This window comes from Allobosea sp. TWI1241, from assembly GCF_039673065.1.
Classification (GTDB): Bacteria; Pseudomonadota; Alphaproteobacteria; order Rhizobiales; family Beijerinckiaceae; genus Allobosea.
Genome location: NZ_JBDJKW010000011.1, coordinates 1 through 13,705, shown reverse-complemented (window position 1 = coordinate 13,705; position 13,705 = coordinate 1). Strand labels below are relative to the sequence as shown.

Annotated in this window: 13 protein-coding genes; 11 read left to right on the top strand and 2 right to left on the bottom strand. The window is 70.2% G+C overall.

The features are described 5' to 3' along the window. Position 1: 1 nt before the first annotated feature. The 3 genes from ABE438_RS14490 (at position 2) to ABE438_RS14480 (ending at position 3,253) form a co-directional block, all read left to right on the top strand. Entirely contained in the window at positions 2–1,315 is a 1,314-nt protein-coding gene (locus ABE438_RS14490; RefSeq protein WP_346503351.1) for a PBECR2 nuclease fold domain-containing protein, read from the top strand. Between the two features lie 112 nt (positions 1,316–1,427). Next, a complete protein-coding gene (locus tag ABE438_RS14485; RefSeq protein WP_346503350.1) occupies positions 1,428–1,928 on the top strand; it encodes a phage virion morphogenesis protein in 501 nt (166 codons plus the stop codon). A gap of 392 nt (positions 1,929–2,320) precedes the next feature. Then, a complete protein-coding gene (locus ABE438_RS14480; RefSeq protein ID WP_346503349.1) occupies positions 2,321–3,253 on the top strand; it encodes a dihydrodipicolinate synthase family protein in 933 nt (310 codons plus the stop codon). A gap of 9 nt (positions 3,254–3,262) precedes the next feature. On the opposite strand, the gene ABE438_RS14475 is transcribed toward ABE438_RS14480, so the two are convergent. Together ABE438_RS14475 and ABE438_RS14470 are read right to left on the bottom strand one after the other, a co-directional pair. Then, positions 3,263–4,177 carry an NAD(P)-dependent oxidoreductase gene (locus ABE438_RS14475; RefSeq protein WP_346503348.1) on the bottom strand — a complete coding sequence of 305 codons (915 nt, stop codon included), beginning with the start codon at positions 4,175–4,177 and terminating at the stop codon, positions 3,263–3,265. Next, a complete protein-coding gene (locus ABE438_RS14470) occupies positions 4,174–4,590 on the bottom strand; it encodes a carboxymuconolactone decarboxylase family protein (protein ID WP_346503347.1) in 417 nt (138 codons plus the stop codon). The genes ABE438_RS14475 and ABE438_RS14470 overlap by 4 nt, the downstream gene beginning before the upstream one ends. Positions 4,591–4,743: 153 nt before the next feature. On the opposite strand from ABE438_RS14470, the gene ABE438_RS14465 reads away from it, so the two are divergent. From ABE438_RS14465 to ABE438_RS14430, 8 genes are all read left to right on the top strand, one after another. Then, positions 4,744–5,436, top strand: coding sequence for a GntR family transcriptional regulator (locus ABE438_RS14465; protein WP_346503346.1), 693 nt, complete (start codon positions 4,744–4,746; stop codon positions 5,434–5,436). A gap of 70 nt (positions 5,437–5,506) precedes the next feature. Continuing rightward, positions 5,507–5,803 (top strand): cupin domain-containing protein, encoded by a 297-nt coding sequence (locus ABE438_RS14460; RefSeq protein ID WP_346503345.1) that lies wholly within the window; start codon positions 5,507–5,509, stop codon positions 5,801–5,803. A 104-nt stretch (positions 5,804–5,907) separates the two neighbouring features. Further along, complete coding sequence (locus tag ABE438_RS14455; protein WP_346503344.1) at positions 5,908–6,780, top strand: helix-turn-helix transcriptional regulator; 873 nt, start codon at positions 5,908–5,910, stop codon at positions 6,778–6,780. A 164-nt stretch (positions 6,781–6,944) separates the two neighbouring features. After that, complete coding sequence (locus tag ABE438_RS14450) at positions 6,945–9,119, top strand: TonB-dependent siderophore receptor (RefSeq protein WP_346503343.1); 2,175 nt, start codon at positions 6,945–6,947, stop codon at positions 9,117–9,119. 8 nt (positions 9,120–9,127) lie between these two features. After that, entirely contained in the window at positions 9,128–9,985 is an 858-nt protein-coding gene (locus ABE438_RS14445; protein WP_346503342.1) for an alpha/beta hydrolase, read from the top strand. Further along, positions 9,982–11,121: an ABC transporter substrate-binding protein gene (locus ABE438_RS14440; RefSeq protein WP_346503341.1), complete on the top strand. Its 1,140-nt coding sequence runs from the start codon at positions 9,982–9,984 to the stop codon at positions 11,119–11,121. The genes ABE438_RS14445 and ABE438_RS14440 overlap by 4 nt, the downstream gene beginning before the upstream one ends. 35 nt (positions 11,122–11,156) lie before the next feature. After that, the gene (locus ABE438_RS14435; protein WP_346503340.1) at positions 11,157–12,269 is read left to right on the top strand and encodes a siderophore-interacting protein; all 1,113 of its coding nucleotides are present in this window, start codon (positions 11,157–11,159) and stop codon (positions 12,267–12,269) included. 164 nt (positions 12,270–12,433) lie between these two features. Then, positions 12,434–13,705: DNA translocase FtsK (locus ABE438_RS14430; RefSeq protein WP_346503339.1), on the top strand; the 1,272-nt coding region annotated here is incomplete at its 3' end.

The window sequence follows — 13,705 nt, the reverse complement described above, 5'->3', positions numbered from 1 at the left end:
CGTGCGCGCCTTCGCAGAGGACTTCCGGCAGTCCTTCAAGCCGCAGCTCGACTATTTCCGGCAGAAGGTCTCGCTGCCGACGAAAGGCTGGCGCGACCTGGACGGTCGCGCGCATGACCGCGCATTCGTCGTGGCCGGCGTCGAGAAGGAGGCGGTGCTCTCCGAACTTCGCCAGGCCATCGACAAGGCCATCGACAAGGGCACCACGCTGGAGGAATTCAGGCGCGACTTCGACAAGACCGTCGAGAAGCACGGCTGGATCGGAGGCGCGGGCGAGGATAATCGCGATTGGCGCACGCGCGTCATCTACGAGACCAATGTGCGGACGTCCTATCAGGCCGGCCGCCTGAAGCAGATGCGCGATCCGGACGTGCTGGAGCTGCGGCCCTGGTGGATGTACCGCCATGCCGACATCCGCACACCTGAAACGCCGCGCATCGAACATCAAGGGTGGGACGGCCTGATCCTCCGCCATGACGATACCTTCTGGCAGACGCATTTCCCGCCGAACGGCTGGCTTTGCAGCTGCGGCGCTCGCCCGCTGTCGCGGCGGGAGCGTGACCGCGAGCAGGAGAAGCGCGGCAAGCCGGCCGGCCCGGACGAAGCGCCGCCGCTGAACCTGCGGCCGGTCAAGGACCCGAAGACGGGTGACATCGTCATGGTTCCGGAGGGCATCGACTTCGGATGGGCTCACCAGCCCGGCGACAGCTGGGAACGCGGGCTCGTGCCGTCAGAGCTGCAGCGCCCGCTGCCGGCCTCTGACGCCCTGCCGCCTGGCGGGCGCGGCAATCCGAAGCCCGCCGATCTGCCGCCGCTGCGCGATGTCGCCCGGCCGAGCCGCGTCGGGCGCCTGAAGGAGGGCGAGGCCGTCGAGACCTATGTCGACGCGGTGCTCGGCCTGTTCGGGGCGGCCAGGGGCGAGAACGGCGCGGCCATCCATCGCGACATGGCCGGCGGCGCCGTCGTCATCAGCGAGAAGATGTTTCAGACGCAGGACGGTGCCTGGAAGGTCTTCAAACGGGCGCGTGCAGGCGAGTATCTGCGCGCCGCTGAAGCGTTGAAGGATCCAGACGAGATCTGGGTCGACTGGGATCGCAATGAGCGGACCGGCAAGACCACACTGCGCCGTCGCTATCTCCGCCACGACGGCGACAAGCCCTCGGTCGCGGTGTTCGAGTATGGCGAGGCGGGCTGGGAAGCCAAGACGCTCTTCACCGCCGATGATGCCGATCCGCGAAAGCGCGACGCGTATATCGAGACGCAGCGTCACGGGGCACTTCTGTATCGCCGGCAGGCCGATGGAGCGCAGCCATGATAAAGCCGCGACCCGTGATCGATCGCGGCGTTCCGGAGGCCATGGGCAGCCTGATCACGAGGCCATTATCCTCCGGGTACGAGGAATATAAGCCTCGCAGGAGCGATCCGCAATGACCGGCCAAGTTCGCATCGTCATCGACGCAACCAGCGACGGCCTGGCGAAGCTCGAAAAGCTCATTGCGCGCGCCGAGCGCAAGGAAGCGCTGCTCAAGAACATTGGTGATGCGCTGCTGAAGACCACCAGCGAGCGCTTCGACAGCCAGAAGGATCCGCAGGGGCGCGCGTGGGCACCATTGAAGCCTCTCACGGTCGAAGCGCGGGGAAGCTCAGCTCCTATTCTGACGGTGAGCGGCAGGCTGAGGGGCTCTTTGAACCATGAGGTGGCTGGGACAGTCCTGAAGCTCGGCCCGTCCGCCGTGCACGGCGCCGTCCATCAGTTCGGTGCCACGATTAAGGCCAAGAATGGCGCCCTGCGGATCCCGTTGAAACGCGGCGGTGCTGCCTATGCTCGTCAGGTCACGATCCCCGCACGGCCATACGTTGGCTTCGGCCCTAGCGACGAGAAGGCAACGACCGAAACGGCTCAGGACTGGTTCGACCTCGAAGAGTGAGGGCGACAGTTCCTGCGCGGGCCTCTTGCGCCGTCACGGTCCTATCCGCTTGCTGCTGTTTGATAATTCGTAACTGTTGCCCATCCTTCATTCTGTCGCCCTAGGGCGACAGTTCCGACGATCGAACTGTCACCCGGCGTGGACAGAGCCGCCATGCAACTATCTGATCGGATTGCGCTTATTTCTGCACGCGGATTAAGCGAAAGGGTGCAGAAGATCGCGACATTGCCGGGGCAATCGCGCATTTTCGCGCACCGCCAGCGCCGGGCCGCGGATGCCCCTATCCCATTGACGAGACTCAGGTTTAAGCTACGGCGACCCGCGCCGGTGGTGGTGCAAATGATCGGACCCCCCTACAGGCTCGTGCCGGTGCGGGCATCCGGAGGGCGCACATGAGTCCCGAGATCTTCGCCGGCGTGATTCCCGCGCTGATGACGCCCTGCAGGCCTGATCGCAGCCCGGATTTCGATGCGCTTGTGCGCAAGGGCGTGCAGATGATCGAGGCCGGCATGACGGCCGTGGTCTATTGCGGCTCGATGGGCGACTGGCCGCTGCTCACCGATGCGCAGCGCATGGAGGGCGTCGAAAGGCTGGTCGAGGCCGGCGTGCCGGTCGTCGTCGGCACCGGCGCGGTCAACTCGGCCTCGGCGGTGGCGCTGGCCAGCCACGCCGCACGCGTCGGAGCCGCCGGGCTGATGGTGATTCCGCGCGTGCTGTCGCGCGGCAGCTCGGTCGCGGCGCAGCGCGCGCATTTCAAGGCGATTCTCGCCGCGGCTCCGGCGCTCCCGGCGGTAATCTACAACAGCCCGCATTACGGTTTCGAGACCCGCGCCGAGCTGTTCTTCGCCCTGCGCGATGAGCATCCGAATCTGGTCGGCTTCAAGGAGTTCGGCGGGGCCGCAGCGATGAGCTATGCGGCCGAGCACATCATCGGTCGCGACGAGACCGTCGTGCTGCTCGCCGGCGTCGATACCTGCGTCTTCCACGGCTTCGTCAAATGCGGCGCGGTCGGCGCCATCACCGGCATCGGCAACGTGCTGCCGCGCGAGATCCTGCATTTCGTCGCGCTGGCGAAGGCGGCCGCCGCCGGCGACGTCGCGGCAAGGCGCAAGGCGCTGGAGCTGAGCGAGGCGCTGGAAGAACTCTCGCGCTATGACGAGGGCACCGACCTCGTGCTCTACTACAAGCACCTGATGGTGCTGGAGGGCGACGCCGAATACACCCTCCACTTCAACCCGACCGACGCGCTCTCGCCGAGCCAGCGCGCCCATGCCGAACGGCAGCTCGCGCAGTTCAAGCGCTGGTACGCCGACTGGAACGGCTGAGGCCGGTGCTCAGCCCGCCGCCGGCCCGGGCCAAAGTTCCGTCCCGGCGAGCGCCTCGCTCAGGCGCGCGAAGGCGGTGTGATCCTGCCCCGGCCCGAGCAGGTTGACGGCGCTCGACGCCATTTCGCGCAGCAGCGCCGCGAAGGGCGTCACCGTGCCGGTGCCGCGCCCGACCTCGAGCGCGATGCCGAGATCCTTCGCCATCAGGTCGAGCCCGAAGCCACTGTCGAAGGCGCGCGACAGCACATATGGCCCGAACTTCTTCTGGGTCGCGTTGTTCATGCCGGTCGAGGCGTTGAGCACGTCGACCATCAGCGCCGGATCGAGCCCGAAGCGCTGGCCGATCAGCAGAGCCTCGATGCCGATCAGGAAGCCGCCGGCCGAGACGAGGTTGTTGAGCGCCTTCATCGCCTGCCCGGCCCCGACCGTGCCGACCCGGTGGATCGTCGTGCTCATCGCCTTCAGCACCGGCTCGGCCCGGTCGAGCGCCGCTTGCTCCCCGCCCGCCATGATCGCGAGTTCGCCGGTGCGCGCCCGCGGCACGCCGCCGGAGACCGGCGCGTCGACCATCGCGACCTGCCGCGCCGCCAGCTCCTCAGCGAGGCGCCGCGTCACCAGCGGCGAGCCAGAGCTCATCTCGATCAGCAGCGTGCCCGGCGCCAGGACCGGCGCGATTTCGGCGAGGACGGCCTCGACCTCGGCGCTGGTCGGCAGGATCGTCACCACCGCTTCGGCGCCCGCGACGGCCGCCGCGGCATTACTGGCCGCGACGCCGCCCTGCGCGGCGACGAAGGCCTCGGCCCGGCCGGCGACCGCGTCGCAGACCGTGACCGAGAAGCCGGCGCGCAGCAGGTTGGCCGCCATCGGCCAGCCCATATTGCCGATGCCGATGAAGGCGACGCTGCGGATCGCGGCGCCGCTCACCGCCCGGCCTCCCCGTCCGACGCGCCCGGCAGCGCGCCTTCCTTGAGCAGCACCTCATGCGCCGCCTTGAAGGCATCGAGCCCGGCGGGAATGCCGCAATAGGCGGTGGCGTGCAGCAGCACCGCCTTGATCTCCTCGACGCTCAGCCCGTTGTTGAGCGCCCCCTTCACATGCAGCTTGATCTCGTGGCTGCGGCCGAGCGCGGTCAGCATGGCGAGGTTGAGCATGCTGCGCGTGCGGCGCTCCAGCGTCGGGTCACCCCAGGCCCACCCCCAGGCCCAGCTGGTCGTCGCCCGCTGGAAGGACATCATGAAAGCGTCGGCCTTGGCCATCGAGGCATCGACATAGTCCGGCCCCAGGACCTCCCGCCGAATCGGCAACCCCTTCTCGAACAGAGCCTGATCGTCGGACATTGGCGGCTTCCTCCCTGGTCAAGCGATGACGTATTGCCATATTGTATGTCAATCTCGGAGCAGAGTAGGCAGATCGGCCTTGGCGGCCGACGCGCCTCGGGTAGAAGACAGACGGCGAGGACGGGAGAGCGAGCCGAGATGCCGGCGACCGACATGCAGCTGAGGATCACGCCCAAGCCGGTGCGGCAGCTCGTCGAGGACGGGCTGCGCGAAGCCATCGTGACCGGGCGCTTCGCCCCGGGCGAGCACCTGCCCGACCGCATGCTGTGCGAACTCTTCGGCGCCTCGCGGACGGTGGTGCGCGAAGCCGTGCGGCTGCTCGAAGCGGAGGGGCTGGTGACGGTGCTGCCGCATCGCGGCCCCTTCGTCGCCGTGCTGCCCGTGGCGGAGGCCGCGCAGATCTACGAGATCCGCGGCATGCTGGAGGCGCTGGCCGGCGAGGGCTTCGCCAGCCGTGCCTCGCAGGCCGACCGTGACGCGCTGCGCGCCGTCCACGCCGAGATGCGGGCGGCTGCCGATGCCGCCGCGCCGGAGGATCTGTCGGCGCTGAAGCGCCGCTTCTACGAGGTGCTGATGCGCGGCTGCGGCAACGCTTACGTGCCGCGCATGCTGGCGCCGCTGCTGAGCCGCATCACCCAGCTGCGCCTGCTCTCCATGGCCGCGCCGGGGCGCCTGCCGGCGATGCTGGCGGAGATCGACGCGATCGTCGCGGCGGTGGAACGCCGCGATGCCGAGGCGGCCGCGCTGGCCTGCCGCGCGCATGTGCGCCAGGCCGGCCGGATCGCGCTCGCGGCCCTGGAGGCGAGCCTGCGCTCCGGGCGGACCGCCCCCGGGACGGAGGCCTGACCGGCCCTGTGCAGCAGCGCCCATCCCCGCCATGATGGCCCCCGCCAGCGATCACGGAGACCGACAGACCATGCCGTTCGAATGCACGATTCCCGCCGTCTCAACGCTTCTCGCCGACGACGAGCGCGCCCGGATCACGCGCTGGGACTTCGAGCCCGGCGCCACCACCGGCTGGCACGAGCACGGGCTCGACTACGCCGTGGTGATCATGACCGACGCGACCATGGCCTATGAGGTCGACGGCGTCGTCTCACAGACCGAGGTCAAGGTCGGCCAGAGCTATATCCGCCCTGCCGGGGTCAAGCATGACGTCAAGAATGCCGGCACCACCAGGCTGAGCTTCATCGAGATCGAGATGAAGCGCTGAGCCCGCGCCGGACCGATTCCTGTCTGGAAACCATCTAAAATACTGATAAAATTTGATTTTCTGACCCGGAAGCCTATTGTGCCGCGATCTTCACCGAGGTCGCAATGCCGCTTCCCCCCGCTGCCGACCGTCCCGTGCCGGGCACGCTCGGCCTGTTCTCGAACCACCTGTCGCTCGCGGCCGGCCGCTTCGCCAGCCGCGAGGGCGAGCGCGTGGTCGGCCCGATGCGGACGGGGCTGAAGATCGCCGTCCTGCTCGACTGCCGCCAGACCCTGGCGCTCGACGACCGGCCGCCCGTGGTGATCGAGGGCCCGTCCGTGCTGGTCGCCGCCAGCCACGGGCAGCATCTGCAACGGCGCACCAGCCTCGCCGACGGTACGCAGGCCTCGGTGCTGATGCAGTTCGACATCGACTTCCTCGCCCGCGAATTCGGCCCGGCGCTCGACAGGCTGATGGCAGGGACGCAGCCCGGCGAGGCCGCCCTCTGGCTGCGGCCCGCCGGCCCCGCCACCCGCCGCCTGGCGGCCCAGATGGCGGAGGGCGGCGTCTCGCCCGCCGGCCCGTTCCAGCGCCTGCATCTGGCGGGCCAGGCGCTCGAGCTCTGCGCGCTGGCGCTGGGCGAGGTGATCCCGCCGGAGCGCCCGCGTTCCCAGCGCCTCGATCCGCGCACCCGCGAGCAGATCCACGCGGTGCGCGACATGCTTCTCGCCGCGACGCAGGCGCCGCCGAGCCTCGCCGAGCTGGCACGGGCCAGCGGGCTCAATCCCAGCAAGCTGACCGCCGCCTTCCGGCGCGAATTCGGCACCAGCGTCTTCGGCTATCTGCAGGAGCACCGGTTGCAGCAGGCCTATGCGATGATCGCCTCGGGCGAGGCCAGCGTCAGCGTCGCAGCCTTTTCCGTCGGCTACAGCCCGGCGCATTTCTCGAGCCTGTTCCGCAAGCGCTTCGGCCTGCCGCCGAGCGCGCTCAGGGCATGAGCGCGCTCGGAAGAGCCTGCGGTCTCTGGCTCGACGCGTTCAAAACTCAACCGAAAGAAATACTGCCGCAATCGAAAGCCGAGAGCGTTGCCGCCTCCCGAGCCTTGCTGACAGAACCCCTGCGACAGGTCGCCCGAGAGGCGACGGGGACAGGGATCGGGCTTATGGATCGCGTCATCTTCCGCAACAGGACCGCACGCCGCGCCGGCGTCGCGCTCGCGGCCATCGTCGCCGCCTGGTCGAGCGCCCATGCGCAGACCGCGCCTGGCGCGATCGGGCTCGACACGATCGAGGTTCAGGGCGAGCGCGCCAGCGGGCCGGTCCAGGGCTATGTCGCCCGCCGCAGCGACACCGCGACCAAGACCGACACGCCGATCATGGAGACGCCGCAGTCGATCACCGTCGTCACGCGCGACCAGATCGACGACCAGGCCGCCCAGAGCGTCGGCCAGGCGCTGCGCTACACCGCCGGCGTGCTCGCCGAGACCCGCCTCTCGGCCGGGCGCTACGACAGCGTCTTCATCCGCGGCTTCGGCGGCTCGGGCAGCGGCGCAGGCTACGTCGCCAATCTCGACGGGCTGCGCTATCTGCGCGGCGTCAACTACCTCGTGCCCGCCTACGAGCCCTGGGGGCTGGAGCGCGTCGAGGTGCTGCGCGGCCCGGCCTCCGTCGTCTTCGGCCAGGTCAAGCCGGGTGGCGTGGTCAACATGGTCAGCAAGCGGCCGCGGGACGTCGCCCATGGCGAGGTCCAGCTGCAGATCGGCACGCATGAGCGCGCCCAGTTCGCCTTCGACATCGGCGGGCCGGTGACGCCGGACAAGACGCTGCTCTACCGCATCGTCGGCCTCGGCCGCGCCGCCGACACCCAGGTCGATCACACCCGCGAGGAGCGCATCTTCATCGCGCCCTCGCTGACCTGGCAGCCTACGGCGGCGACCTCGCTGACGCTGCTCACCTCGTTCCAGCGCGATCCGGAAACCGGCTTCTACGGCTTCATCCCCTCCATCGGCTCGGCCCTGCCCAGCCGCGCCGGGCGCATCCGCAGCAACTTCTTCCCCGGCGAGCCGATCCTCGAAGGCTACAGCCGCAACCAGACCAATCTCGGCTACGCCTTCGAGCACCGCTTCGACGACGTCTTCACCGTGCGCCAGAACCTCCGCGTCTCGGACCTGAAGTCGAATTTCAAGACGGTCTCGGTCGCCGGTATCCAGGCCGACCAGAAGACGCTGAACCGCCGCGTCACCGCCTATGACGAGAAGGCGCGCACCGCCACCGTCGACACCCAGCTCCAGGCCGATTTCCGCACCGGCCCGCTGACCCACAAGGTGCTGGTCGGCATCGACGCCGCCTGGACCGACGCCTCCTCGACCGGCGGCTTCCCCGGCACGGTGCAGCCGCTCGACTTCACCAACCCGGTCTATGGCCGCTCGCCCTTCCTGATGTCGCCGAAGACGCGCACCAACCAGACCACTGCCCAGTACGGCGTCTATGCCCAGGACCAGATCAAGCTCGACCGGCTCTCGCTGCTGATCGGCGGGCGCTTCGACCGGGCCGAATCGCGCACCCGGGCGCTCGCCACCAATGTGCTGACCAAGCAGGACGACACCGCCCGCACCGGCCGCGTCGCGCTGATGTACAATTTCGACAACGGCTTCGCGCCCTATGCCAGCTACTCGACCTCATTCGATCCGGTAGCCGGCACGGGCTTCGGCGGGCGGGCCTTCAAGCCGACCGAGGGCGAGCAGTACGAGGCCGGCTTCAAATACGAGCCGGTGGGCTACAACGCCTTCTTCCAGGCGGCCGTCTACCAGATCAAGCAGAGCAACGTCACGACTACCGACATCGCCAATCCCGGCTTCCAGATCCAGACAGGCGAGATCACCGCGCGCGGCGTCGAGCTGGAGGCCCGCGCCACCCTGTTCGACTCCTTCGACCTGACCGGCTCCTACGCCTATACCGACGCCGAGGTGACCAAGAGCAACGGCGTCGACCTGCACCGGCGCCCGCCGGTGGTGCCGCGCCACATGGCCTCGCTCTGGGCCCACTACACCTTCAAGACCGGGCTGTTCGCCGGGCTCGGCCTCGGCGCGGGCGTCCGCTATGTCGGCAAGGGCGCCGGCGATCCGGGCAACACCTTCTTCACCCCTGACTACACGTTGGTCGACGCGGCGCTCAGCTACGATCTCGGCATGGCTAATGCGGCGATGAAGGGCTGGAAGCTGCAGGTCAACGCCCACAACCTGTTCGACAAGGAGTACATCTCCGGCTGCTACAGCGCGACCGGCTGCTCCTTCGGCCTGCGCCGCACCGTGCTCGCCACCCTGTCCTACCGCTGGTGAGGCAGGGCGTGGCGATCCCGGCAGCCCATCGCGTGCAGGCAGGCCCGGCTCTCGGCGAGCCGGTCCTGCTGCCGGGCGCACAGGCCTTCACGCTCGAGTCGCCGGGCGCACCGCCCTATCGCCTGCTGGTCGCGCTACCCGAGGCGGCGGCGCCGCCGGCCGGCTTCCCGGTGCTGCTGATGGTCGACGGGGACGCGCTCTTCCCCGCCGGCCTGCTCGCGGCGCGGCTGCAGGCCGCCCGCCCGGAGGTCACCGGGGTCGCCCCGGCCATCCTCGTCGGCATCGGCTATCCCGGCGCCGCCCCCTTCGACGCCGCGCGCCGCAGCGCCGACCTCCTGCCCGAACAGGGCGGCGCCGACCACTTCCTCGACCGCATCTCCGACGTCGTCCTGCCCTTCGTCGAAACGCTCGCCCCGGTCGATCATGCGCGGCTTTCCCTGGCCGGGCATTCCTTCGGCGGCCTGTTCGCGCTGCACGCGCTGTTCACCCGCCCCGGCCTCTTCGCCACGCTGGTCGCCGGCAGCCCCTCGATCTGGTGGAACGAGCGCGCCATCCTGGCCGCCCGCACGCGCTTCCTCGCTGCGCCCGCCCCGCAGCGCCGCCCGCGCCTGCTGCTGACCGTCGGCGGCGCCGAGCAGGATGGCGAGGCCGGGCACGATCCGCATCGCGCCGAGCGGCTGCGCATGGCACGGATGGTCGACAACGCCGCCGAGATGGCCGCGACGCTCGCCGCCTCCGGTCATGTCGCCTGCGAGCACCGGGTCTTCCCGGACGAGAACCACATCTCCGTCCTGCCGGCGATGATGGCTCGCACGATCGCTTTCGCGCTGGCCGAGCCGGCGGCGCTGTCGGGAGCCCGGCCATGAACGCGCCTGCGCTCCGCACCGCCCTGCGCCTCGTCGCTTTGCTGGCGTTCGCGCTGCTCGCGCTCGTGCGCCCCGCCGTCGCGGAGCCGGTGACGGCGGTCGATCTGCTCGGCCGCACCGTCTCGCTGCCGGCGCCGGCCAAGCGCATCGTGCTGGCGCAGGGGCGCCAGCTCAACGCGCTCGGCCTGATCCATCGCGACCCGCTCTCGATCATAGCAGGCTGGAGCGGCGATTTCCGCCGGCAGATGCCGGACGCCTATGCCCGCTACCGCGAGACATTTCCGGCGATCGACGACATCCCGCTGACCGGCGACGGGACGACCGCCGACGCGTTCTCCTTCGAGAAGGCGGTCTCGCTCGCGCCCGATCTCGTCGTGCTCAGCCAGTCGCTCGCAGGCACGCGCCGCGGTCCCGGCGACCTCGTCCAGCGCTTCGAGGCGGCCGGCGTCCCGGTCGTGGTGATCGACTTCTATTTCGAGCCGCTGCGGGACACGGTGCCGAGCCTGCGCATCCTCGGCACGCTGATCGGCCGGCAGGAGCAGGCGGAGGCCTTCATCACGCTCTACGAGCAGCGCCGGCGCCGGATCGCCGAGCGGCTCGCCGGCGCCCCGCGCCCCTCGGTGTTCTTCCACGCGCATGCCGGCGGGTTCGACTGCTGCTCCTCGCCCGGCAAGGGCATTTTCGATTCGCTGATCACCCTGGCCGGCGGGCGCAACATCGCCGCCGATCTGATCCCCGGGCCGAGCGGCGTCATCAGCCTCGAACAGCTGCTCGCGATCGACCCCGACGTCTATATCGGCAGCGGCGGCGTGCATCTCGCCAAGCGCGGCGGGCTGGTGCTCGGCCTCGGCATCGGGCCCACGCAGGCCGCCGCCAGCCTCGCCGCGGTGCTCGGCCAGCCGGGGTTCGAGGTGCTCTCCGCCGTCCGCAAGGGCCGCAGCTTCGGGCTTTGGCAATTGTTCAACGACACGCCGCTGCATCTGGTTGCGCTCGAGGTCATGGCGACCTGGCTGCACCCCGAACGCATGGCCGGCATCGATCCGCAGGCAACGCTGCGCGAGATCGAGGCCCGCTTCTCCGCGATCCCGCTCGACGGGACGCTCTGGATCGAGGGACCCGCGGCGGCTGCGCCCTGAGCGGCCGGCGCGATCAGCTGGAAAGCACCGACATCATGACCAGCCTGCGCGCCGAGACCCGCATCGTTCTGGCCGACCCGGCCGCGACCATCGCCCCGCTCTGCGCGCATCTCGAGGAGCACGGCGCCGAGATCAGCCGGGACGGTGCGCGCACCGTGCTGCGCTTCGGCGGGCACAACGCCGTGTTCGAGGCGAGCGGCGACGCGATCACCATCGTAGCCGAATCACCCGATCTCGCCGGGCTGCTGGAAATGCGCAAGATCATCGCCGGCCATGTCCGGGAATACGCCCCGGCGGACGCCCCACCGGCCATCATCTGGACGGGCGACGGCGTCGGCACCGCGACCGCGCCCGACTTCCGGCTCCTGACCGTCACGGCGCTGCAGGACGTCACGCCGCATATGCGCCGCATCCACCTGGCGGGCGAGGATCTGGCGCGCTTCGACCGGCAGGACGCCCTGCATGTCAGGCTCTATCTGCCGCAATCGAGCGGGCAGGATGTCCGCTGGCCGAGCCTGGGTGAAGACGGCCTGCCCGTGCCGGTGCCGGAGGAGAACCGCCCGGTGATGCGCAAATACACGATCCGCGCGATCGATGCCGCCGCCGGGACGCTCGCCATCGATTTCGTGCTGCACGAGGACGCCGGGCCCGGCTCGGCGTTCGCCGCCCGCGCTCAAGTCGGCGACAGGATCGGCATGGCCGGCCCCGGCGGGCGCGGCCTGCAACCGGCCGGCCGCTATGTCTTCCTCGCCGACGAGACCGGCCTGCCCGCCGTGGCGCGCATGCTCGCCTCCCTGCCCGCCGACGCTGCGGGCACCGCGATGATCGAGGTCCAGGACGAGGGCGAGGAGCAGAATCTCGCGGCACCCGCCGGCATCGCCCTGCGCTGGCTGCATCGCGGCACGGCCGAGGCCGGCACTGTGCCGCTGCTGCAGCAGGCCTTCGACGCCCTCGAACTCCCCGCCGACGGGCCGGACCTCTATCTCTGGGGCGCCATGGAGCACGAGGCCTTCCGCCATGTCCGCGCCGCCGCCCGGCAGCGCCTGCGCGCCGAGCGCGACAAGCATCTGGTGGTGAGCTATTGGCGCCGCGGCCTCGACGACGAGCAGCACATGGCCGAGAAGCGCGCCGCCCGCGCGGAGGCCTGAACCGGAGCCGTCCCCGAAAGCGCCCGGAGGTGTTCAGCCGCCATTAACCGTGCCCGGCTACCACGGAACACGACCTTTTCTGTTCTGTGGCGTGCTCTGAGACTATGCGTAGACTGGGCGGACTCATCAAAGCGAATACTGTCTCTCCCGAGGATTCGCGGGCGATGCCGCCGCTGCCGGCCGAGGGCCGGGAGATGGCGCGCCAGCCCGCCCATCCGCCGCGCGACGCCACCGGCGAGCCCTATCTGCCGCCGGCCGCGATGCGTTTCAGCCGCGCGCCGGAGCAGATGAGGCAGCGAGCCGAGACGGCGTCCCTGCCGGCGCTCGCCGAGCCGGAGCCGCAGCCCTTCGCCAAGCGGCAGAAGCCCGGCGCCCTGCCCGATCGCGTCCGCTATAACCGCACGCCCAACCATCTGCTGGCCCAGGTCTGGGGCCTGCCGACCGGCCGCGCCGAGCCGGCCCCCGCCCCGCAGCCGAAGGCCACTGCTCCGGCGGCCTCCGCGCTCGCCGATGTCGCAGCCCCCCTGCCGGCCGAGCCAGCCTTCGATCCTGTAGCGTCGCTGCCGGAGACCGTCGACGACCTGCCCTGGACGGACGCCTTCGCCGAGGATGACGAGGTGCCGGTCGCCCACGCCGAGGCTGCGTCGCCCGCGCCTGTCCCGGCGGTCGCGGAGCCTGCCCCGGTCGTCGCGGATGACGACGCCTTCGCCTTCCTCTCGGACCATGCCTTCTGGGAACTGGCCCCCGCCGGCGCCGATGACGGCCTGCCGCCGCCCGCGTCCCTGCCCGCTTCCGCGCCGGTCGCGATGGCGGCCGTGCCCGCGCCTGCCCTGACGATGCCGGCTCACGAGCCTGTCCCCGAACCCTCGCCCGCCCCGGTCGCTCAGGCCGCGGTCCCGGCCGCGGCCGCGCCGTCATGGTCGATGGGCTACAGTGTCCGCCTGCAGATCGCCGAGAGCTATGCCGCGCCCGCCACGCCGGCCGCCCTCACCTACGCCGAGACGGCGGCAGAGCCTGAGGAGGAGGCCGCATCGGAGGACGAGGCGCCGTTCGTCGCGGAACCCGTCGTCGCGGAGCCCGCCGCGCCGGCGCCGGCCCCTGTTCCGGCCCCCGTGCCGGTCGCCAGCCGCACCTTCCGCATTCCGACGCAGCCGGTCACCGTCAGCGGCTTCTCGCTGCCGCCGATCGAGTTCCTGGCCGAGCCGCCGCAGGTCGAGAGCGCGATTCCGGTCGAGATCCTGCAGCAGAACTCGGGCTTCCTCGAGGGCGTTCTGGAGGACTTCAACGTCCGCGGCGAGATCGTCCAGGCCTGCCCCGGTCCGGTTGTGACGCTTTACGAGCTTGAGCCTGCTCCGGGGACGAAGTCGTCGCGGGTGATTTCGCTTGCGGACGACATCGCGCGCTCGATGAGCGCTGTGTCGGCGCGCGTCGCGGTG